Consider the following 14,879-nt stretch of genomic DNA (forward strand, 5'->3'; position numbering starts at 1 on the left):
CATCAAGGACAATCAGCGCAACATGAGTCATTTCGATTTTCCGGCGACGTCCCCCGAGCTTTCGGTGATCATCCCGGTGTACAACGAGCAGGACGGCCTGGCCGCCCTTTTTCAGCGCCTCTATCCGGCGCTCGATGCGCTCGGCACGTCGTACGAGGTGATCTTCATCAACGACGGCAGCCGCGACAAATCGCCCGCGCTGCTCGCGCAGCAGTTCCACGCGCGGCCCGACACCACGCGCGTCATTCTGCTCAACGGCAACTACGGTCAGCACATGGCGATTCTCGCGGGCTTCGAGCAGTCGCGCGGCGAGATCGTCGTCACGCTCGACGCGGACCTGCAGAATCCGCCGGAGGAAATCGGCAAGCTCGTCGCGAAGATGCGCGAAGGTTACGACTACGTCGGCACCATTCGCCAGCAGCGCCAGGACAGCCTGTGGCGCAAGAAGGCATCGCGCGCGATGAACCGTCTGCGCGAGCGCATCACGAAGATTCGCATGACAGATCAAGGCTGCATGCTGCGCGCGTACAGCCGCCATATCATCGATACGATCAATCGCTGCGGCGAGATCAACACGTTCATTCCCGCGCTCGCGTACACCTTCGCGCAGAACCCGATCGAAGTCGGTGTCGCGCACGAAGAGCGTTTCGCGGGCGAATCGAAGTATTCGCTCTACAGCCTCATCCGCCTGAACTTCGATCTCGTTACGGGCTTTTCGGTCGTGCCGCTGCAATGGCTGTCGTTCATCGGCGTGATTCTGTCGGTCGGCTCGGCGGGTCTGTTCCTGCTGCTGTTGATTCGCCGTTTCATGTTCGGCGCGGAAGTCCAGGGTGTGTTCACCCTCTTCGCCATCACGTTCTTTATGCTCGGCGTAATCATCTTCGCGCTCGGGCTGCTCGGCGAGTACATCGGGCGCATCTATCAGCAAGTGCGCGCGCGGCCCCGCTATCTCGTGCAGACCATCCTCGAACAGCGCGACGGCGTGCCGGTCGCCGCCAGGCCGTTGCAGGACGCCGTGCAGCAAGTCGTCGCCGTCACGCGCGAGGAAGACGGCCGATGAAGCCGCGTGCAGTCGTCTTCGCCTATCACAATGTCGGCGTGCGCTGTCTGCAGGTGCTGCTCGCACGCGGCGTCGATGTCGCGCTCGTCGTCACGCACGAGGACAACGCGAGCGAGAACATCTGGTTCGGCAGCGTCGCGCAGGTCGCGGCGGAGCATGGCATCGACACGATCACGCCGTCCGATCCGAAGTCGCCCGAACTCCACGACGCCGTGGAAAAGCTCGCGCCGGACTTCATCTTCTCGTTCTATTACCGCCACATGCTGCCCGTCTCGCTGCTTTCGCTCGCGCGGCGCGGCGCGTACAACATGCATGGCTCGCTTCTGCCCAAGTATCGCGGCCGTGTGCCCACGAACTGGGCCGTGATCAACGGCGAAACCGAGGCCGGCGCGACGCTGCATGAAATGGCGGAAAAGCCCGACGCAGGCGCGATCCTCGCGCAAACGCCGGTGCCCATCCTCCCCGACGACACCGCTGCGCTCGTCTTCGACAAGACCGTCGTCGCCGCCGAGCAGACGCTCTGGCGCGTGCTGCCCGCGCTGCTCGCAGGCGACGCGCCGCATCTGCCGAACGATCTTGCGTCGGGCAGCTATTACGGCGGACGCAAGCCGGAAGATGGCCGCATCGACTGGTCGCAGGCCGGGCAGCGCGTCTATAACCTGATTCGCGCGGTCGCGCCGCCGTATCCGGGTGCGTTCACCGATCTCGGCGCGGATCGTTTCATCGTCGCGCGGGCGCGGCTCGTACCCGAAACGGGCGCGCCAGGCGTTTCTCCCGAAAGTCTCGGTGAGTTGCGGGGTTTGCCCCCGGGCCTAAGGGTGGCGGATAATGCGCTGTTTGGCGTCTGCGGCGATGGCCGCGTCATCGCCATCCACGAATTGCGTCACCGGCCCCTCAACGCCGACGCGCAACCGTCGGGCGAAGAACGCACCGTCGATCCTTCCGAATTCGGCCGAATCATTCAATCCTCTCGTCATTCATGAAAAAAGTTCTGATTCTGGGTGTCAATGGCTTCATCGGCCATCACCTGTCCAAGCGCATCCTCGAAACCACCGACTGGGAAGTCTTCGGGATGGACATGCAAACCGATCGCCTGGGCGACCTCGCGAATCACGAGCGGATGCATTTCTTCGAAGGCGACATCACGATCAACAAGGAGTGGGTCGAGTATCACGTGAAGAAGTGCGACGTGATCCTCCCGCTCGTCGCGATCGCGACGCCGGCCACTTACGTGAAGCAGCCGCTGCGCGTGTTCGAACTCGACTTCGAAGCGAATCTGCCGATCGTGCGTTCGGCGGTGAAGTACGGCAAGCATCTGGTGTTTCCGTCGACCTCCGAGGTGTACGGCATGTGCACCGACGAGCAATTCGATCCGGAAAATTCCGTGCTCTCCTACGGTCCGATCAACAAGCCGCGCTGGATCTACGCGTGCTCGAAGCAGCTCATGGACCGCGTGATCTGGGGCTACGGCATGGAAGGGCTCAACTTCACCTTGTTCCGTCCGTTCAACTGGATCGGCCCGGGCCTCGACTCGATCTACACGCCGAAGGAAGGTTCGTCGCGCGTCGTGACGCAGTTCCTCGGTCATATCGTGCGCGGCGAGAACATCAGCCTCGTCGACGGCGGCGCGCAGAAGCGCGCGTTCACCGACATCGACGACGGCATCGGCGCGCTGATGAAGATCATCGAGAACAAGGGCGGCGTGGCGTCGGGCAAGATCTACAACATCGGCAACCCGAAGAACAACTTCTCGGTGCGCGAACTCGCGAACATGATGCTCGCGCTCGCGAACGAGATCCCCGAGTATTCGGACAGCGCCAAGAACGTGCAACTGGTCGAGACGTCGTCGGGCGCGTACTACGGCAACGGCTATCAGGACGTGCAGAACCGCGTCCCGAAGATCGACAACACGATGCAGGAACTCGGCTGGGCGCCGCACGCCACCATGGACGACGCGCTGCGCAAGATCTTCGAAGCGTACCGTGGCCACGTGGGCGAGGCCCGCAAGCTGGTGGAACAGGCGTAAGGCGCGCGCGTGGCTCGCATCGTTCTGAAAATCGACGTCGATACGCTGCGCGGCACGCGCGAAGGCGTCCCCAATCTCGGCCGCCTGCTGGACAAGTACAGCGCTCGCGCGACGTTCCTCTTCAGCCTCGGCCCGGATCACACCGGCTGGGCGCTGCGGCGTGTCTTCCGGCCCGGCTTTCTCAAGAAAGTGTCGCGCACGTCGGTGGTCGAGCACTACGGCTTGAAGACGCTCATGTACGGCGTGCTGCTGCCGGGGCCGGACATTGGCCGCGAAGCCGTATCGGAGATGCGCGCGATCCACGAGGCCGGCTTCGAGTGCGGCATCCATACGTGGGATCACGTCTACTGGCAGGACAACGTGCGCGGGCGTGATCGCGACTGGACCGTCGCGCAGATGCAGCAGAGCCACGCGCGCTTTATCGAGATCTTCGGCGGGCCGCCCGTCACGCATGGCGCGGCCGGCTGGCAGATGAACGGTTACGCATTCGAGCAGATCGACGCGTGGGGCATGCGTTACGCGTCCGACGGGCGCGGCCACACGCCGTACATTCCCGTGCTGGAGGGCCGCACGCTGAACCACATCCAGATGCCCACCACGCTGCCGACGCTCGACGAAGTGCTCGGTGTCGATGGCGTCGACGAGAGCAATGTCGCGGCGCACATGCTGCGTCATACGGCGAACAATCCGCACGATCAGGTGTTCACGCTGCACGCCGAGCTCGAAGGCCAGAAGCTCGCGCCTGTATTCGAGCAACTGCTCGCCGGCTGGCGCGCGCAGGGACACAGCTTCGCCACGATGGGCGATTACCATGCGGTGCTGGACCGCTCGTCGCTGCCCACGTACCCTGTGACGTGGGGCGAGATTGCCGGCCGCGCGGGCGAGCTGATCATCCAGCCGGGCTGAAGCGGCGCGTGGCCGCTTCCTGTTCGCCTCGCTTTTCTCAACAACAAACCAGAACAACCGGAGAAACCTACGTGTCAGTCGCAGTCGATCAGCCCGTTCCCGACTTCACCGCACCCGCGACGGGTGGCGAGTTCACGCTTTCGAGCCTGCGCGGCACGAAAGTCGTGCTCTTCTTCTATCCGAAGGACAACACGCCCGGCTGCACGACCGAGAGCCTGCAATTCCGCGACCACTACGATCAGTTCAGGGCGGCCGGCGCGGAAGTGATCGGCATCTCGCGCGACAGCGTGAAATCGCACGACAACTTCAAGGCGAAACTGGAGCTGCCGTACACGCTCGTTTCGGACGGCGACGAAGCCATCTGCTCGATCTTCGATGTCATCAAAATGAAGAAAATGTATGGCAAGGAAGTGCGTGGCGTGGAGCGCTCGACCTTCCTCATCGACGCGAAAGGCGTGCTCCGGCGCGAGTTTCGCGGCGTCAAGGTGCCAGGCCACGTAGAGGCGATCGTCGAGGCTGTACAAGCGATTTGAGGCACGTTATATTGGTTCGCAATGAGCGCCTGCCCTCCCCATTCCCTTTGTTCCAGCGCGAGCCGCCGTGTGCCTGTCGGTACGGTAGGCATGGACCCGGGCTATGCGGAGCCGGCAAGGGAAAGGCGCTCTGAAGCTGTAGTCAGCCGCTGGTTCCGGTAGTCGGAACGGCGGCTTTTTTATTTGGCGTCGCACAGAAACCACGATTCATCGGCTCGCGCGCGACGTGTCGCACGCAACCTCCAAGGAGCAGATCGAAACCTAGGCGAACCGGCGATTTCGACAACGAAGCGCGCCTCCGGGCGCAAACTGCGGGATCGTATTGCTTCGAGGGCATACGAGCAGGATGCGACAGGCGGCGCACGATACAGACCCGATTCCTTTCGAGGGAACACCATGCCTTTGCCTACTGCCCCGGCCAAGCTCGGCCATCTCCTTCCGGCTGAAGAATACAAGGCCAAAGCCCGGCCTTCGAAGCAGTCGAAAAAACAAGCCGCGGCGAGCGACGACGACGCCTATGGCGCGGTCGAGACTGTCGCCGCCGAGCGTCCCGCCACGAACGCCGCGCACACGCTGCGCTCGATCGCGAGCGAGGTGCTGACCCAGATTCCGGCCGAGCCGCATGTCGATGCGGCCGTGCCGCCGCCCGCACCGGGCACTGTGCCTACGCGCGGCCGAAAAACCAAACAGACCGCAGCGCTCCTGCAGCCGGCGCCGGGCGTCCGCGCCACGCCGGAAGCAGTCGAAGCCCGCACCGCGCGAGCCGAAACGCCAGTCGCGCCCGAGGCATCGGCGCCGCCCGCCGCGCGAGACGCGCGCGCGCCGAACAAACGTCGCAAGAGCGCGGCCGCCGAAACCGAACTGCGCAAGCTCTTCGTGCTCGACACCAACGTGCTGATGCACGATCCGAGCTCGCTCTTTCGCTTCGAGGAACACGACGTCTATCTGCCGATGATGACGTTGGAAGAACTCGACAACCACAAGAAGGGCATGTCGGAAGTGGCGCGCAACGCGCGTCAGGTGAGCCGCACGCTCGATGCGCTCGTCGCGAACGCCGGCAACATGACGGAAGGCATTCCGCTCGCCGCGCAAGGCAATCGCGACGCGCTCGGTCGCCTCTATTTCCAGACGACGCTCACGGACATCGAGCCGGTCGAAGGCTTGCCCGTCGGCAAGGCGGACAACCAGATTCTCGGCGTCGTGCGCGCGTTGCAGAAGGAGCGCCCGGATCGCCAGGTCGTGCTGGTGTCGAAAGACATCAACATGCGCATCAAGGCGCATGCGCTCGGCCTGCCCGCAGAGGACTACTTCAACGATCAGGTTCTCGAAGACAAGGACCTGCTCTACTCCGGCGTGCGCGCGCTGCCGCAGGATTTCTGGACCAAGCACGCGAAGGGCATGGAAAGCTGGCAGGACACCAAGACCGGCACGACGTATTACCGCGTGACCGGGCCGCTGTGTCCGTCGATGCTCGTCAACGAGTTCGTCTATCTCGAACCGCAGAATGGCGAGCCGTCGTTCCATGCGGTCGTGCGCGAGCTGAACGGCAAGACGGCGCTTCTGCAGACGCTGCGCGACTACGGTCATCACAAGAACAATGTGTGGGGCATCACCGCGCGCAACCGCGAGCAGAACTTCGCACTCAATCTGCTGATGAACCCGGAAGTCGATTTCGTCACGCTGCTGGGTCAGGCCGGCACCGGCAAGACACTGATGGCGCTCGCCGCCGGTCTCGCGCAAGTACTCGACGACAAGCGCTACAACGAGATCATCGTGACGCGCGCGACGGTTCCGGTCGGCGAGGACATCGGCTTTCTGCCCGGCACCGAGGAAGAGAAGATGCAGCCGTGGATGGGCGCATTCGACGACAACCTCGAAGTCCTGCAGAAGACCGACGACGCCGCTGGAGAATGGGGCCGCGCCGCGACGCAGGAGCTCATCCGTTCGCGCCTGAAGGTGAAGAGCATGAACTTCATGCGCGGACGCACGTTCGTCGACAAGTACGTGATCATCGACGAGGCGCAGAATCTGACGCCGAAGCAGATGAAAACGCTCGTCACGCGCGCCGGCCCCGGCACGAAGATCGTGTGCCTCGGCAATATCGCGCAGATCGACACGCCTTACCTCACCGAAGGCAGTTCGGGTCTCACGTATGTCGTCGATCGCTTCAAGGGCTGGACGCACAGCGGTCACGTGACGCTCGCGCGCGGTGAGCGCTCGCGCCTCGCCGACTACGCTTCCGAAATCCTGTAAGCGCACGGCGTTCATCGCGATAAACGGCCCGGCGGAGCGATCCGCCGGGCCGTTTCTTTTTGTCATTACGTTCCACGCCCGCAACACTTACGGCACGAACTTCATGTAAATTCTCAAGACATCTTGCCGCACGAGCGTGCGGCGGCTAGTATCGGCACACTGCCCTTCCTGGCGAGTTTCGCTCGCCTATCGCAATGCGTCGAATCTGGCTGCCGCTTCTCGTGACCGTACTGCTCGCCGCGTGTGGAACCGCGCCGCAGCAGGCGGCACGCAGGCCGGCCGCCAGCACGAGCGCCAATCGTACTTTCAGTGCGCCGCCCGGCTTTCCGAATTTCGTCGATCACAGTATCGGGCGCGAGGAAATCTCCATTCAGGCGATGTCGCTCGTCGGCGTGCCTTACCGCTGGGGCGGCAACACGCCCGATGCGGGCTTCGATTGCAGCGGACTCGTGCGGTATGTCGTCGACCGCGCGGCGTCGGTCAATTTGCCGCGCACGACAGCCGATATGAGTTCGCGCGGCGAATCGGTCGAACCGGAGCAGATTGCGCCGGGCGACCTGATCTTCTTCAATACGACTGGGCGGGCGCATTCGCATGTAGGCATCTATGTCGGCAAGCTGCGCTTCGTGAACGCGCCGTCGACGGGCGGCACCGTGCGACTCGACTATCTGACGAACCCTTATTGGGCGAAGCGTTTCGACGGCATTCGCCGCGTCGCGCCGCCGAAGGCCGCACCCGCGCCGTTCGATGCGCCGACATACATGGCGTCGCCTGTGCCTGTGCCAGTTGTGCCAACGCCGACGCCCGCGCCGACGCCGACTTACGCGCGCCAGGCCGCGACCGCTCCGGCGAATGCGGATGCCTTCGAGCCGCCGCCTCCGTCCTTAAGTGCGGCGCAGCGTCAGGCGCAATCCGCGGGCGCAACGGCGCCGAGGATCGCGACGACCAACGCATCGTCCGATCCGATTCAGGCCGCCGCTGACGCCTTCGAACCGCCGCCGCCGACATCGAACGCCGCACGTCAGCAGGCACGCTCCGCGCAGGCCACCGCCGATCCCGCCGAGCCGCCCTTACGTGTCATGCGCGCCTCCACTGGCTCTCTTGCCGCGCCCCAACCCGTGCAGAACGACGATCCCATCGCCCGCTTCGCGACCGGCACGAACTGACGCGCGCTGCGCGTCTCTGCTATCGTGTTTCGATCATTCTTCGATGGAGCGCAACACCATGGACCTGGGACTCGCGGGCAAGGTCGTCCTGATCACGGGCGGCAGCAAAGGAATCGGATTTGCATGCGCCAAAGCGTTCGCGAGCGAAGGCGCGAAGGTCGCGATCGTCTCGCGCGACGCCGCGAATCTCGCCCGCGCCCGAGAGCAACTGGCGAACGCCGGGCATCACGTCCATCTCGCGCGCGCTGATCTGCATGAAGCGCACAGCGCCGAGGATGTCGTCGAGGAAGCGAGCGCCGCGCTCGGACCCATCGACATCCTTATCAATAGCGCCGGCGCCGCGCGCCGCTACGATCCGGACATGCTCGACGCCGCAGCCTACAGAGCGGCGATGGACGCCAAATACTTCTCCTACGTCTATCCACAGCAAGTCGTGCTGAAACGCATGGCCGAGCGCCTGCGCAACAATCCGGCCGCCGAGCCCGGCGCGATCGTCAATATCGTGGGAATGGGCGGAAAAATCGCGACGGACATCCACATTGCGGGCGGCGCGGCCAACGCCGCGCTCATGCTCAACACCGTCGGACTCGCGCATTACTACGCGAAGCTCGGCATTCGCATCAACGCGATCAACCCGGGCGCGACGCTTACCGAACGCGTCGAGGAAGCGCTCGATCTGGAAGCGAAGCGCCAAGGCGTGACGCGCGACCAGGTGCTCGCCGACAGTCAGGCTAAAGTGCCGCTCGGACGCTACGCGAAACCGGAGGAAATCGCCGACGTGGCGCTCTTTTTGGCGAGCCGCCGCGCGAGCTACGTGTCGGGCGCGATCATTCCGATGGACGGAGTCTCGTCGCCGATCATTTGATGCGCTGCGGGCCCGGAAGGCGCCCGCAGGCGGATGAAATCAAAGGAAGCGGTGGCCGACCCACCAGCCCGCTGCCGCGAGCGCGGCGGATGCGGGAATGGTCAGAATCCACGCCCACACGATGTTGCCCGCGACGCCCCAGCGCACCGCGCTGAACTTCTGCGTCGCGCCGACGCCGACGATCGCGCCGGTGATCGTATGTGTCGTCGAAACGGGAATGCCGAGGAAGGACGCGACGAAAAGCGTGATCGCCCCGCCCGTCTCCGCGCAGAACCCGCCGACCGGCTTCAGCTTCGTGATCTTTTGACCCATCGTGCGCACGATGCGCCAGCCTCCGAAGAGCGTGCCGAGACCCATCGACAGATAGCACAGGCCGATCACCCATACGGGCGGCGCGTCGGCGCTCGCCGAGGCGTAGCCGGTCGCGATCAGCAACATCCAGATGATACCGATGGTCTTCTGCGCATCGTTGCCGCCGTGACCGAGCGAATACAGGCCCGCCGATACGAGCTGCAAGCGGCGAAAGCGCCGGTCGACCTTCGAAGGCGGCGTACGGAAATACAGCCACGACACGAGCAGCATGAAGAACGAGCCGAGCACGAAGCCGAGCAGCGGCGAGATGAAGATGAACGAGACGGTCTTCAGCAGCCCGTCCACGTTGAGCGAACTCCAGCCCGACTTGGCAAGCGCGGCACCGACGAGACCGCCGATCAGCGCGTGCGACGAGCTAGATGGAATGCCGTAGATCCACGTGACGATATTCCAGCCGATCGCGCCGACGAGCGCACCGAAAATGACGTATTGATCGACGATTTCGGGATCGATCGTCCCTTTGCCGACGGTGGCGGCGACCTTCAGGTGAAAGATGAAATACGCGATGACGTTGAACGCCGCGGCGAATGCGACCGCCTGCTGCGGCTTCAGCACGCCGGTCGAGACGACCGTCGCGATGGAATTAGCGGCGTCGTGAAAACCGTTCATGAAGTCGAACGCGAACGCGACTATGACGAGGAAGGCGACTGCCCAGATTGCGAGTTGAATCGAATGCATCGGTTGGTGTTGTTTTGACCGGTCTTGAGGAGCGATGCCAGGGTATCGTCCCGGTTTTCGCGTGTCCCGCCGCGCGCGGGCCTGCCGCGCGCCGGGGGCTCGGACGGCTTGGTCAGGCGTTTTCCAGCACGATGCCTTCGATGATGTTCGCGACGTCTTCGCACTTGTCGGTGATCGTTTCGAGCAGCTCGTAAATCGCCTTCAGCTTGATGAGCGTCTTGACGTCGTCTTCCTCGCGGAAGAGCTTCGACATCGCCGAGCGCAGCACGCGGTCGGCGTCCGACTCCAGACGGTCGATTTCCTCGCAGATTTTCAGGATCTCGCTCGCGCGCTTCATGTCCGCCAGCAACGCAACTGCCTGCTGCACGCGCGTGACGGTGCCCGTGCAGATATGCGCGAGCTGGCTCGCCTCGGACGTCACGGCACGCACGTCGTACAGCGAAATAGCAGTGGCGACGTCCTCCATCAGGTCGAGGATGTCGTCCATCGTCGTGATGAGCTTGTGGATCTCGTCGCGGTCGAGCGGCGTGATGAACGTCTTGTGCAGCAGGTCGATAGTCTCGTGCGTGAGCTTGTCAGCGCGCTTTTCGTTCGCCTGCACGTTCTGCTTGTGGATCTCGGCGTCGTCGAGGTTATCGATCAGCAGTTCGAGCTCGCGGCTGGCGTCGACCAGGCACTTCGCGTGCGCGTTGAAAATCTCGAAAAATTTGCCCTCGGTGGGCATGAAACGACCGAACATGAAAATCCCGCTAAATGGGTCAATCTGAGTCAGACATCAAACTGACATATTGTACCTGTGCGCACTATTCGACGCACCGCGCGCATCTGTCGCGGACAACTGACAGCGAGTGCGCCGACCGGCTTATTCGCTGCCGTAGAAGTTCTGCGCGCCGGCGAAGTTGTCGAATTTCGTGTACTGGCCGTGGAAGGTGAGGCGCACCGGACCGATAGGACCGTTACGCTGCTTGCCGATGATGATTTCGGCGGTGCCCTTGTCGGGGCTATCGGGGTTGTAGACTTCGTCGCGATAAATGAACAGGATCACGTCCGCGTCCTGTTCGATGGCGCCCGATTCGCGCAGGTCCGACATGATCGGCCGCTTGTTCGGACGTTGTTCGAGACCACGGTTCAACTGCGACAACGCGATCACCGGCACGTCGAGTTCCTTCGCGAGACTCTTGAGCGAACGCGAAATTTCGGAGATCTCGGTTGCGCGGTTCTCGCCGCCGCCCGAGCCTGACATCAACTGCAAGTAATCGACGATGATCAGGCCGAGCTTGCCGCACTGCCGCGACAAACGCCGCGCGCGCGAGCGCAGTTCCATCGGATTCAGGCCGCCGGTTTCGTCGATGAAAAGTTGCGCCTCGCTCATTTTCTGCACGGCGTGCGTGAGTTTCGGCCAGTCCTCGTCCGTGAGACGGCCCGTGCGCATGCGATGCTGATCCAGCCGGCCGACGGAGCCGAGCATACGCATTGTCAACTGCGTGCCGGGCATTTCCATCGAGAACACCGCGACGGGCAAGCCGTACTCCACGGCCACGTATTCGCCGATGTTCATCGACAACGCGGTCTTACCCATCGACGGGCGCCCCGCCACGATGATCAGCTCGCCGCCGTGCATGCCCGAGGTCATCCGGTCGAGGTCGACGAAGCCTGTCGGCGTGCCGGTCACATCGCTCGGATTGGCCGTGTGATAAAGCGTATCGATGCGCTCGACGACCTGCGTCAGCAGCGGCCCGATTTCCAGGAAGCCCTGCGTGCCGCGCGCGCCGTCTTCAGCGATCGAGAACACGCGCGCTTCCGCTTCGTCGAGAATCTGGCGGACTTCCTTGCCTTGCGGATTGAACGCATCGGCGGAGATTTCATCGGCGACGGACACGAGACGGCGCAGCACCGCGCGATCGCGCACGATCTCCGCGTAGCGGCGGATATTCGCCGCACTCGGCGTGTTCTGCGCCAGCGCGTTCAGATAAGCGAGCCCGCCCACTTCCTCGGCCTTGCCGGCCATCGTGAGCGCTTCGTGGACGGTAATGACGTCCGCCGGGCGCGTCGACGCAATCAGCTTGCCGATGTGCTCGTAGATGATGCGATGGTCGTAGCGATAGAAATCGCTCTGATGCATCACGTCGGCGATGCGGTCCCATGCGGCGTTGTCCAGCAGCAGGCCGCCGATCACGGATTGTTCGGCTTCGATCGAATGCGGCGGGACCTTCAGCGCGTCGAGTTGCGGGTCTTTGGACGGTGCGTTCATGGGGTTGAATTATCGATGAATTCAGCGCGTAAGAACAACGCTCAGACAAATAAAAAAGGCAGGAACCTCGACGGTTCCTGCCCTTCTTTCCTGCGTTGCGAGGCGCGAGGCCTCGCCTGAAACTTACGCGTGCTCGCCGAGCACCGACACCGTGACGTCGACCAGCACGTCGGTGTGCAGCGCCACTTGAACCGGATGGTCGCCGACCAGCTTGATTGGCCCTTGCGGCAGACGCACTTGCGCCTTTTCCACTTCCGCGAAGCCTTGCTTCTTCAGCGCGTCAGCGATGTCCGCGTTCGTGACCGAACCGAACAGACGGCCGTCGACGCCAGCCTTTTGACCGATCTGAACGGTGAAACCGTTCAGCTTTTCGCCTTGAGCTTGCGCGGCTGCCAGCTTTTCAGCGGCAACCTTTTCGAGGTCGGCGCGGCGAACTTCGAATTCGGCGATTGCGTCCTTCGTTGCACGGCGGGCCTTCTTGCCGGGGATCAGGAAGTTACGGGCGTAGCCGTCCTTGACCTTGATGATGTCGCCGAGGTTGCCCAGGTTGACGACTTTTTCCAAAAGAATGATTTGCATTTTTGGCTATCCTTGTTGCGTCGTCTGATTAGGCCTTGTGCAGGTCGGTGTACGGCATAAGCGCGAGGAAACGCGCGCGCTTGATTGCCGTGTCGAGCTGGCGCTGATAGTGCGACTTCGTGCCGGTCAGACGAGCCGGCGTGATCTTGCCGTTTTCGCCGATGAAGTCCTTCAGCGTTTCCGTGTCCTTGTAGTCGATCTGATCGACACCGGCTGCCGTGAAACGGCAGAACTTCTTGCGCTTGAAGAGCGGGTTTTGTTGCTGACGACGCTTGTCGAATTTCTTGTTTGTCGGGCGGGGCATGATTAGTCCTTTCCAATGTCCTGCAATTCTGTGATGTGAAACACCAGGGTTCGCGCGTTACGGCTTTTCTTTGCCAGAAAGCCGGTGAAGCGTGTTTCGACGCCCATCGGACAGCTTTCCAGCCTGCCGCTCGCTTCTCCGGCCGCGACCGCCTGCAGTGTCAGCTCGATTTTTCGGGCGATGCCCGCTTCGACGACTTCTGCCGCGTGTTGCAACGTGCAGCTTGCAATCGGGATGCCGGCGGGCGTATACCGCACCGGTTCGCGTTCCACGACGCTTGCTGTCAGTTGCAGCCGGTTCACTTAAAGTGTTCGTTCCCTGATGGCTTGACAGTTCGAAACTGTCCTTAAGCCTGCGCTTCGGACGGCTGGTTGGCCGCCTTCTTGGCTTCTTCGCGCTGCACTTCCTTCATCATCGGCGACGGGCCGGTTTCGGCCTTCTTCATCTTGACGATCAGGTGACGCAGCACGGCGTCGTTGAACTTGAACGCGTGCTCCAGCTCTTCGAGCGTGGCTTGATCGCATTCGATGTTCATGCAGACGTAGTGAGCCTTCGCGAGTTTCTCGATCATGTAGGCCAGTTGACGGCGGCCCCAGTCTTCGATGCGGTGGATCTGACCACCGTGCGACGTGATCGTGGTCTTGTAGCGCTCGATCATGGCGGGCACTTGCTCGCTCTGATCGGGATGCACGATGAAGACGATTTCGTAATGACGCATATTCACTCCTTGTGGATAGAAGCCACCCGGGCGTCGGACCGGTGCGGCAAGTGAGAAGCCAAAGAGTATAGCTTTTCGCGCGCGCTCACGCAAATGCAAATTCGAACGCCTTTTCAATTAGTTAGCGCCCGTGCGCGGGCTCGGGCTGCGGTTCGCCGGGAAGCGTCAGCCGACGACTCCAGTAACCCGGCTGCGCGTAAATTTCCTTAAGATAATCAATGAAGTAGCGAACGCGCGCCGGAACGTAGCGCTGCTGCGGATAAACCGCGAGGATGTCGTAGTCGGGAAGCTCGAAGTCGTCGAGCACGGTTTCGAGCTCGCCCGATTCCAGTTGCCGCTGAATTTCCCAGGTGGAGCGCCAGCCGAGACCGAGCCCCTCAGACGCCCAGCGATGCAGCAATTCACCATCGTTGCAATCGAGATTGCCGGTCACGCGCACGGTTACGACCTTGCCGTTGCGGCGGAAATACCAGCCGCGGTTCTGACCGCCCTGCAGATTGAATGCGAGGCAATTGTGATTTGGCAAATCTTCCAGCGTTTTCGGCCGGCCGTGTTTCTTGAAATAAGCGGGCGTGCCGCAGACGACGCGGCGGTTGCTCGCCAGCTTCACGGCGACGAAATTCGGATCGACCGCACCGCCGATGCGAATCGACAGATCGTAGCCTTCGCGCACTAGATCGACGACGCGATCGGTCAGGTTGAACGACATCTGCAATTCGGGCTTGTCGCGCACGAACGGCGGCGCGTGCGGCGCGACGTGCATGCGCCCGAACGCGGCCGGCGCCGACACGATCAGATGTCCGCCCACCGCGCGCCGCCCCGCCGCCAGCTCGTTTTCCGCCTGATCCCAGTCCGCGAGCAGGTTCTTGCAGCGGTCGAGAAACGCCGCGCCTTCTTCGCTCACGACGAGTCGCCGCGTCGAGCGATACATCAGCTTTACGCCGAGGCGCTTTTCGAGTGCGTCGATGCGCCGCCCCAGGATCACGGGCGATACGCCCTCCTCCAGCGCCGCCGCCGCGAGACTGCCCGCCTCGGCCACGCGCACGAAGGTTTCTATCTGCTTGAAGCGGTCCATCCGCGTCTCCCGCCAATGCCTTGCAACTCGGGCATTCGATACTTTTTGTTTGGAAAAAAGCGACTGCCGCTGATCTTATCAAACCTTTTTCAG

16 protein-coding genes are annotated in these 14,879 nt (G+C 62.7%); 8 read left to right on the top strand and 8 right to left on the bottom strand.

Annotated elements, in window-relative coordinates:
- The first annotated feature begins 22 nt into the window (after window positions 1–22).
- From AWB82_RS09485 to AWB82_RS09520, 8 genes are all read left to right on the top strand, one after another.
- Window positions 23–1,060: a glycosyltransferase gene (locus AWB82_RS09485; RefSeq protein ID WP_086966871.1), complete on the top strand. Its 1,038-nt coding sequence runs from the start codon at window positions 23–25 to the stop codon at window positions 1,058–1,060.
- Complete coding sequence (locus tag AWB82_RS09490; RefSeq protein ID WP_086966872.1) at window positions 1,057–2,043, top strand: formyltransferase; 987 nt, start codon at window positions 1,057–1,059, stop codon at window positions 2,041–2,043. Before AWB82_RS09485 ends, AWB82_RS09490 begins: the two co-directional genes overlap by 4 nt.
- The gene (locus AWB82_RS09495; protein WP_086966873.1) at window positions 2,040–3,086 is read left to right on the top strand and encodes a bifunctional UDP-4-keto-pentose/UDP-xylose synthase; all 1,047 of its coding nucleotides are present in this window, start codon (window positions 2,040–2,042) and stop codon (window positions 3,084–3,086) included. Before AWB82_RS09490 ends, AWB82_RS09495 begins: the two co-directional genes overlap by 4 nt.
- Window positions 3,087–3,095: 9 nt before the next feature.
- The gene (locus AWB82_RS09500; RefSeq protein WP_086966874.1) at window positions 3,096–3,992 is read left to right on the top strand and encodes a polysaccharide deacetylase family protein; all 897 of its coding nucleotides are present in this window, start codon (window positions 3,096–3,098) and stop codon (window positions 3,990–3,992) included.
- Between the two features lie 71 nt (window positions 3,993–4,063).
- Window positions 4,064–4,525, top strand: coding sequence for a peroxiredoxin (locus tag AWB82_RS09505; protein WP_086966875.1), 462 nt, complete (start codon window positions 4,064–4,066; stop codon window positions 4,523–4,525).
- A gap of 396 nt (window positions 4,526–4,921) precedes the next feature.
- Window positions 4,922–6,778, top strand: a complete 1,857-nt coding sequence (locus tag AWB82_RS09510; RefSeq protein WP_086966876.1) for a PhoH family protein — start codon at window positions 4,922–4,924, stop codon at window positions 6,776–6,778.
- A 194-nt stretch (window positions 6,779–6,972) separates the two neighbouring features.
- Window positions 6,973–7,944 (top strand): C40 family peptidase, encoded by a 972-nt coding sequence (locus AWB82_RS09515; RefSeq protein WP_086966877.1) that lies wholly within the window; start codon window positions 6,973–6,975, stop codon window positions 7,942–7,944.
- 58 nt (window positions 7,945–8,002) lie between these two features.
- Entirely contained in the window at window positions 8,003–8,809 is an 807-nt protein-coding gene (locus tag AWB82_RS09520) for an SDR family oxidoreductase (RefSeq protein WP_086966928.1), read from the top strand.
- Window positions 8,810–8,848: 39 nt separating this feature from the next.
- On the opposite strand, the gene AWB82_RS09525 is transcribed toward AWB82_RS09520, so the two are convergent.
- The 8 genes from AWB82_RS09525 to AWB82_RS09560 form a co-directional block, all read right to left on the bottom strand.
- Window positions 8,849–9,859 carry an inorganic phosphate transporter gene (locus tag AWB82_RS09525; protein WP_086966878.1) on the bottom strand — a complete coding sequence of 337 codons (1,011 nt, stop codon included), beginning with the start codon at window positions 9,857–9,859 and terminating at the stop codon, window positions 8,849–8,851.
- Between the two features lie 112 nt (window positions 9,860–9,971).
- Window positions 9,972–10,598 carry a DUF47 domain-containing protein gene (locus tag AWB82_RS09530; RefSeq protein ID WP_086966879.1) on the bottom strand — a complete coding sequence of 209 codons (627 nt, stop codon included), beginning with the start codon at window positions 10,596–10,598 and terminating at the stop codon, window positions 9,972–9,974.
- A gap of 123 nt (window positions 10,599–10,721) precedes the next feature.
- Window positions 10,722–12,110, bottom strand: coding sequence for a replicative DNA helicase (locus AWB82_RS09535; protein ID WP_086966880.1), 1,389 nt, complete (start codon window positions 12,108–12,110; stop codon window positions 10,722–10,724).
- Between the two features lie 123 nt (window positions 12,111–12,233).
- Window positions 12,234–12,689 carry a 50S ribosomal protein L9 gene (gene rplI / locus AWB82_RS09540; protein WP_086966881.1) on the bottom strand — a complete coding sequence of 152 codons (456 nt, stop codon included), beginning with the start codon at window positions 12,687–12,689 and terminating at the stop codon, window positions 12,234–12,236.
- Between the two features lie 28 nt (window positions 12,690–12,717).
- A complete protein-coding gene (rpsR, locus tag AWB82_RS09545; protein ID WP_086966882.1) occupies window positions 12,718–12,993 on the bottom strand; it encodes a 30S ribosomal protein S18 in 276 nt (91 codons plus the stop codon).
- Between the two features lie 2 nt (window positions 12,994–12,995).
- On the bottom strand, window positions 12,996–13,295 hold the full coding sequence (gene priB, locus AWB82_RS09550) for a primosomal replication protein N (RefSeq protein ID WP_007000151.1): 300 nt from the start codon (window positions 13,293–13,295) through the stop codon (window positions 12,996–12,998).
- Window positions 13,296–13,339: 44 nt separating this feature from the next.
- Window positions 13,340–13,711, bottom strand: coding sequence for a 30S ribosomal protein S6 (gene rpsF / locus AWB82_RS09555; protein WP_086966883.1), 372 nt, complete (start codon window positions 13,709–13,711; stop codon window positions 13,340–13,342).
- A 121-nt stretch (window positions 13,712–13,832) separates the two neighbouring features.
- Window positions 13,833–14,786, bottom strand: a complete 954-nt coding sequence (locus AWB82_RS09560; protein WP_086966884.1) for a LysR family transcriptional regulator — start codon at window positions 14,784–14,786, stop codon at window positions 13,833–13,835.
- Between the last annotated feature and the right edge of the window lie 93 nt (window positions 14,787–14,879).

It is taken from the genome of Caballeronia glebae (assembly GCF_001545035.1).
Lineage (GTDB): Bacteria > Pseudomonadota > Gammaproteobacteria > Burkholderiales > Burkholderiaceae > Caballeronia > Caballeronia glebae.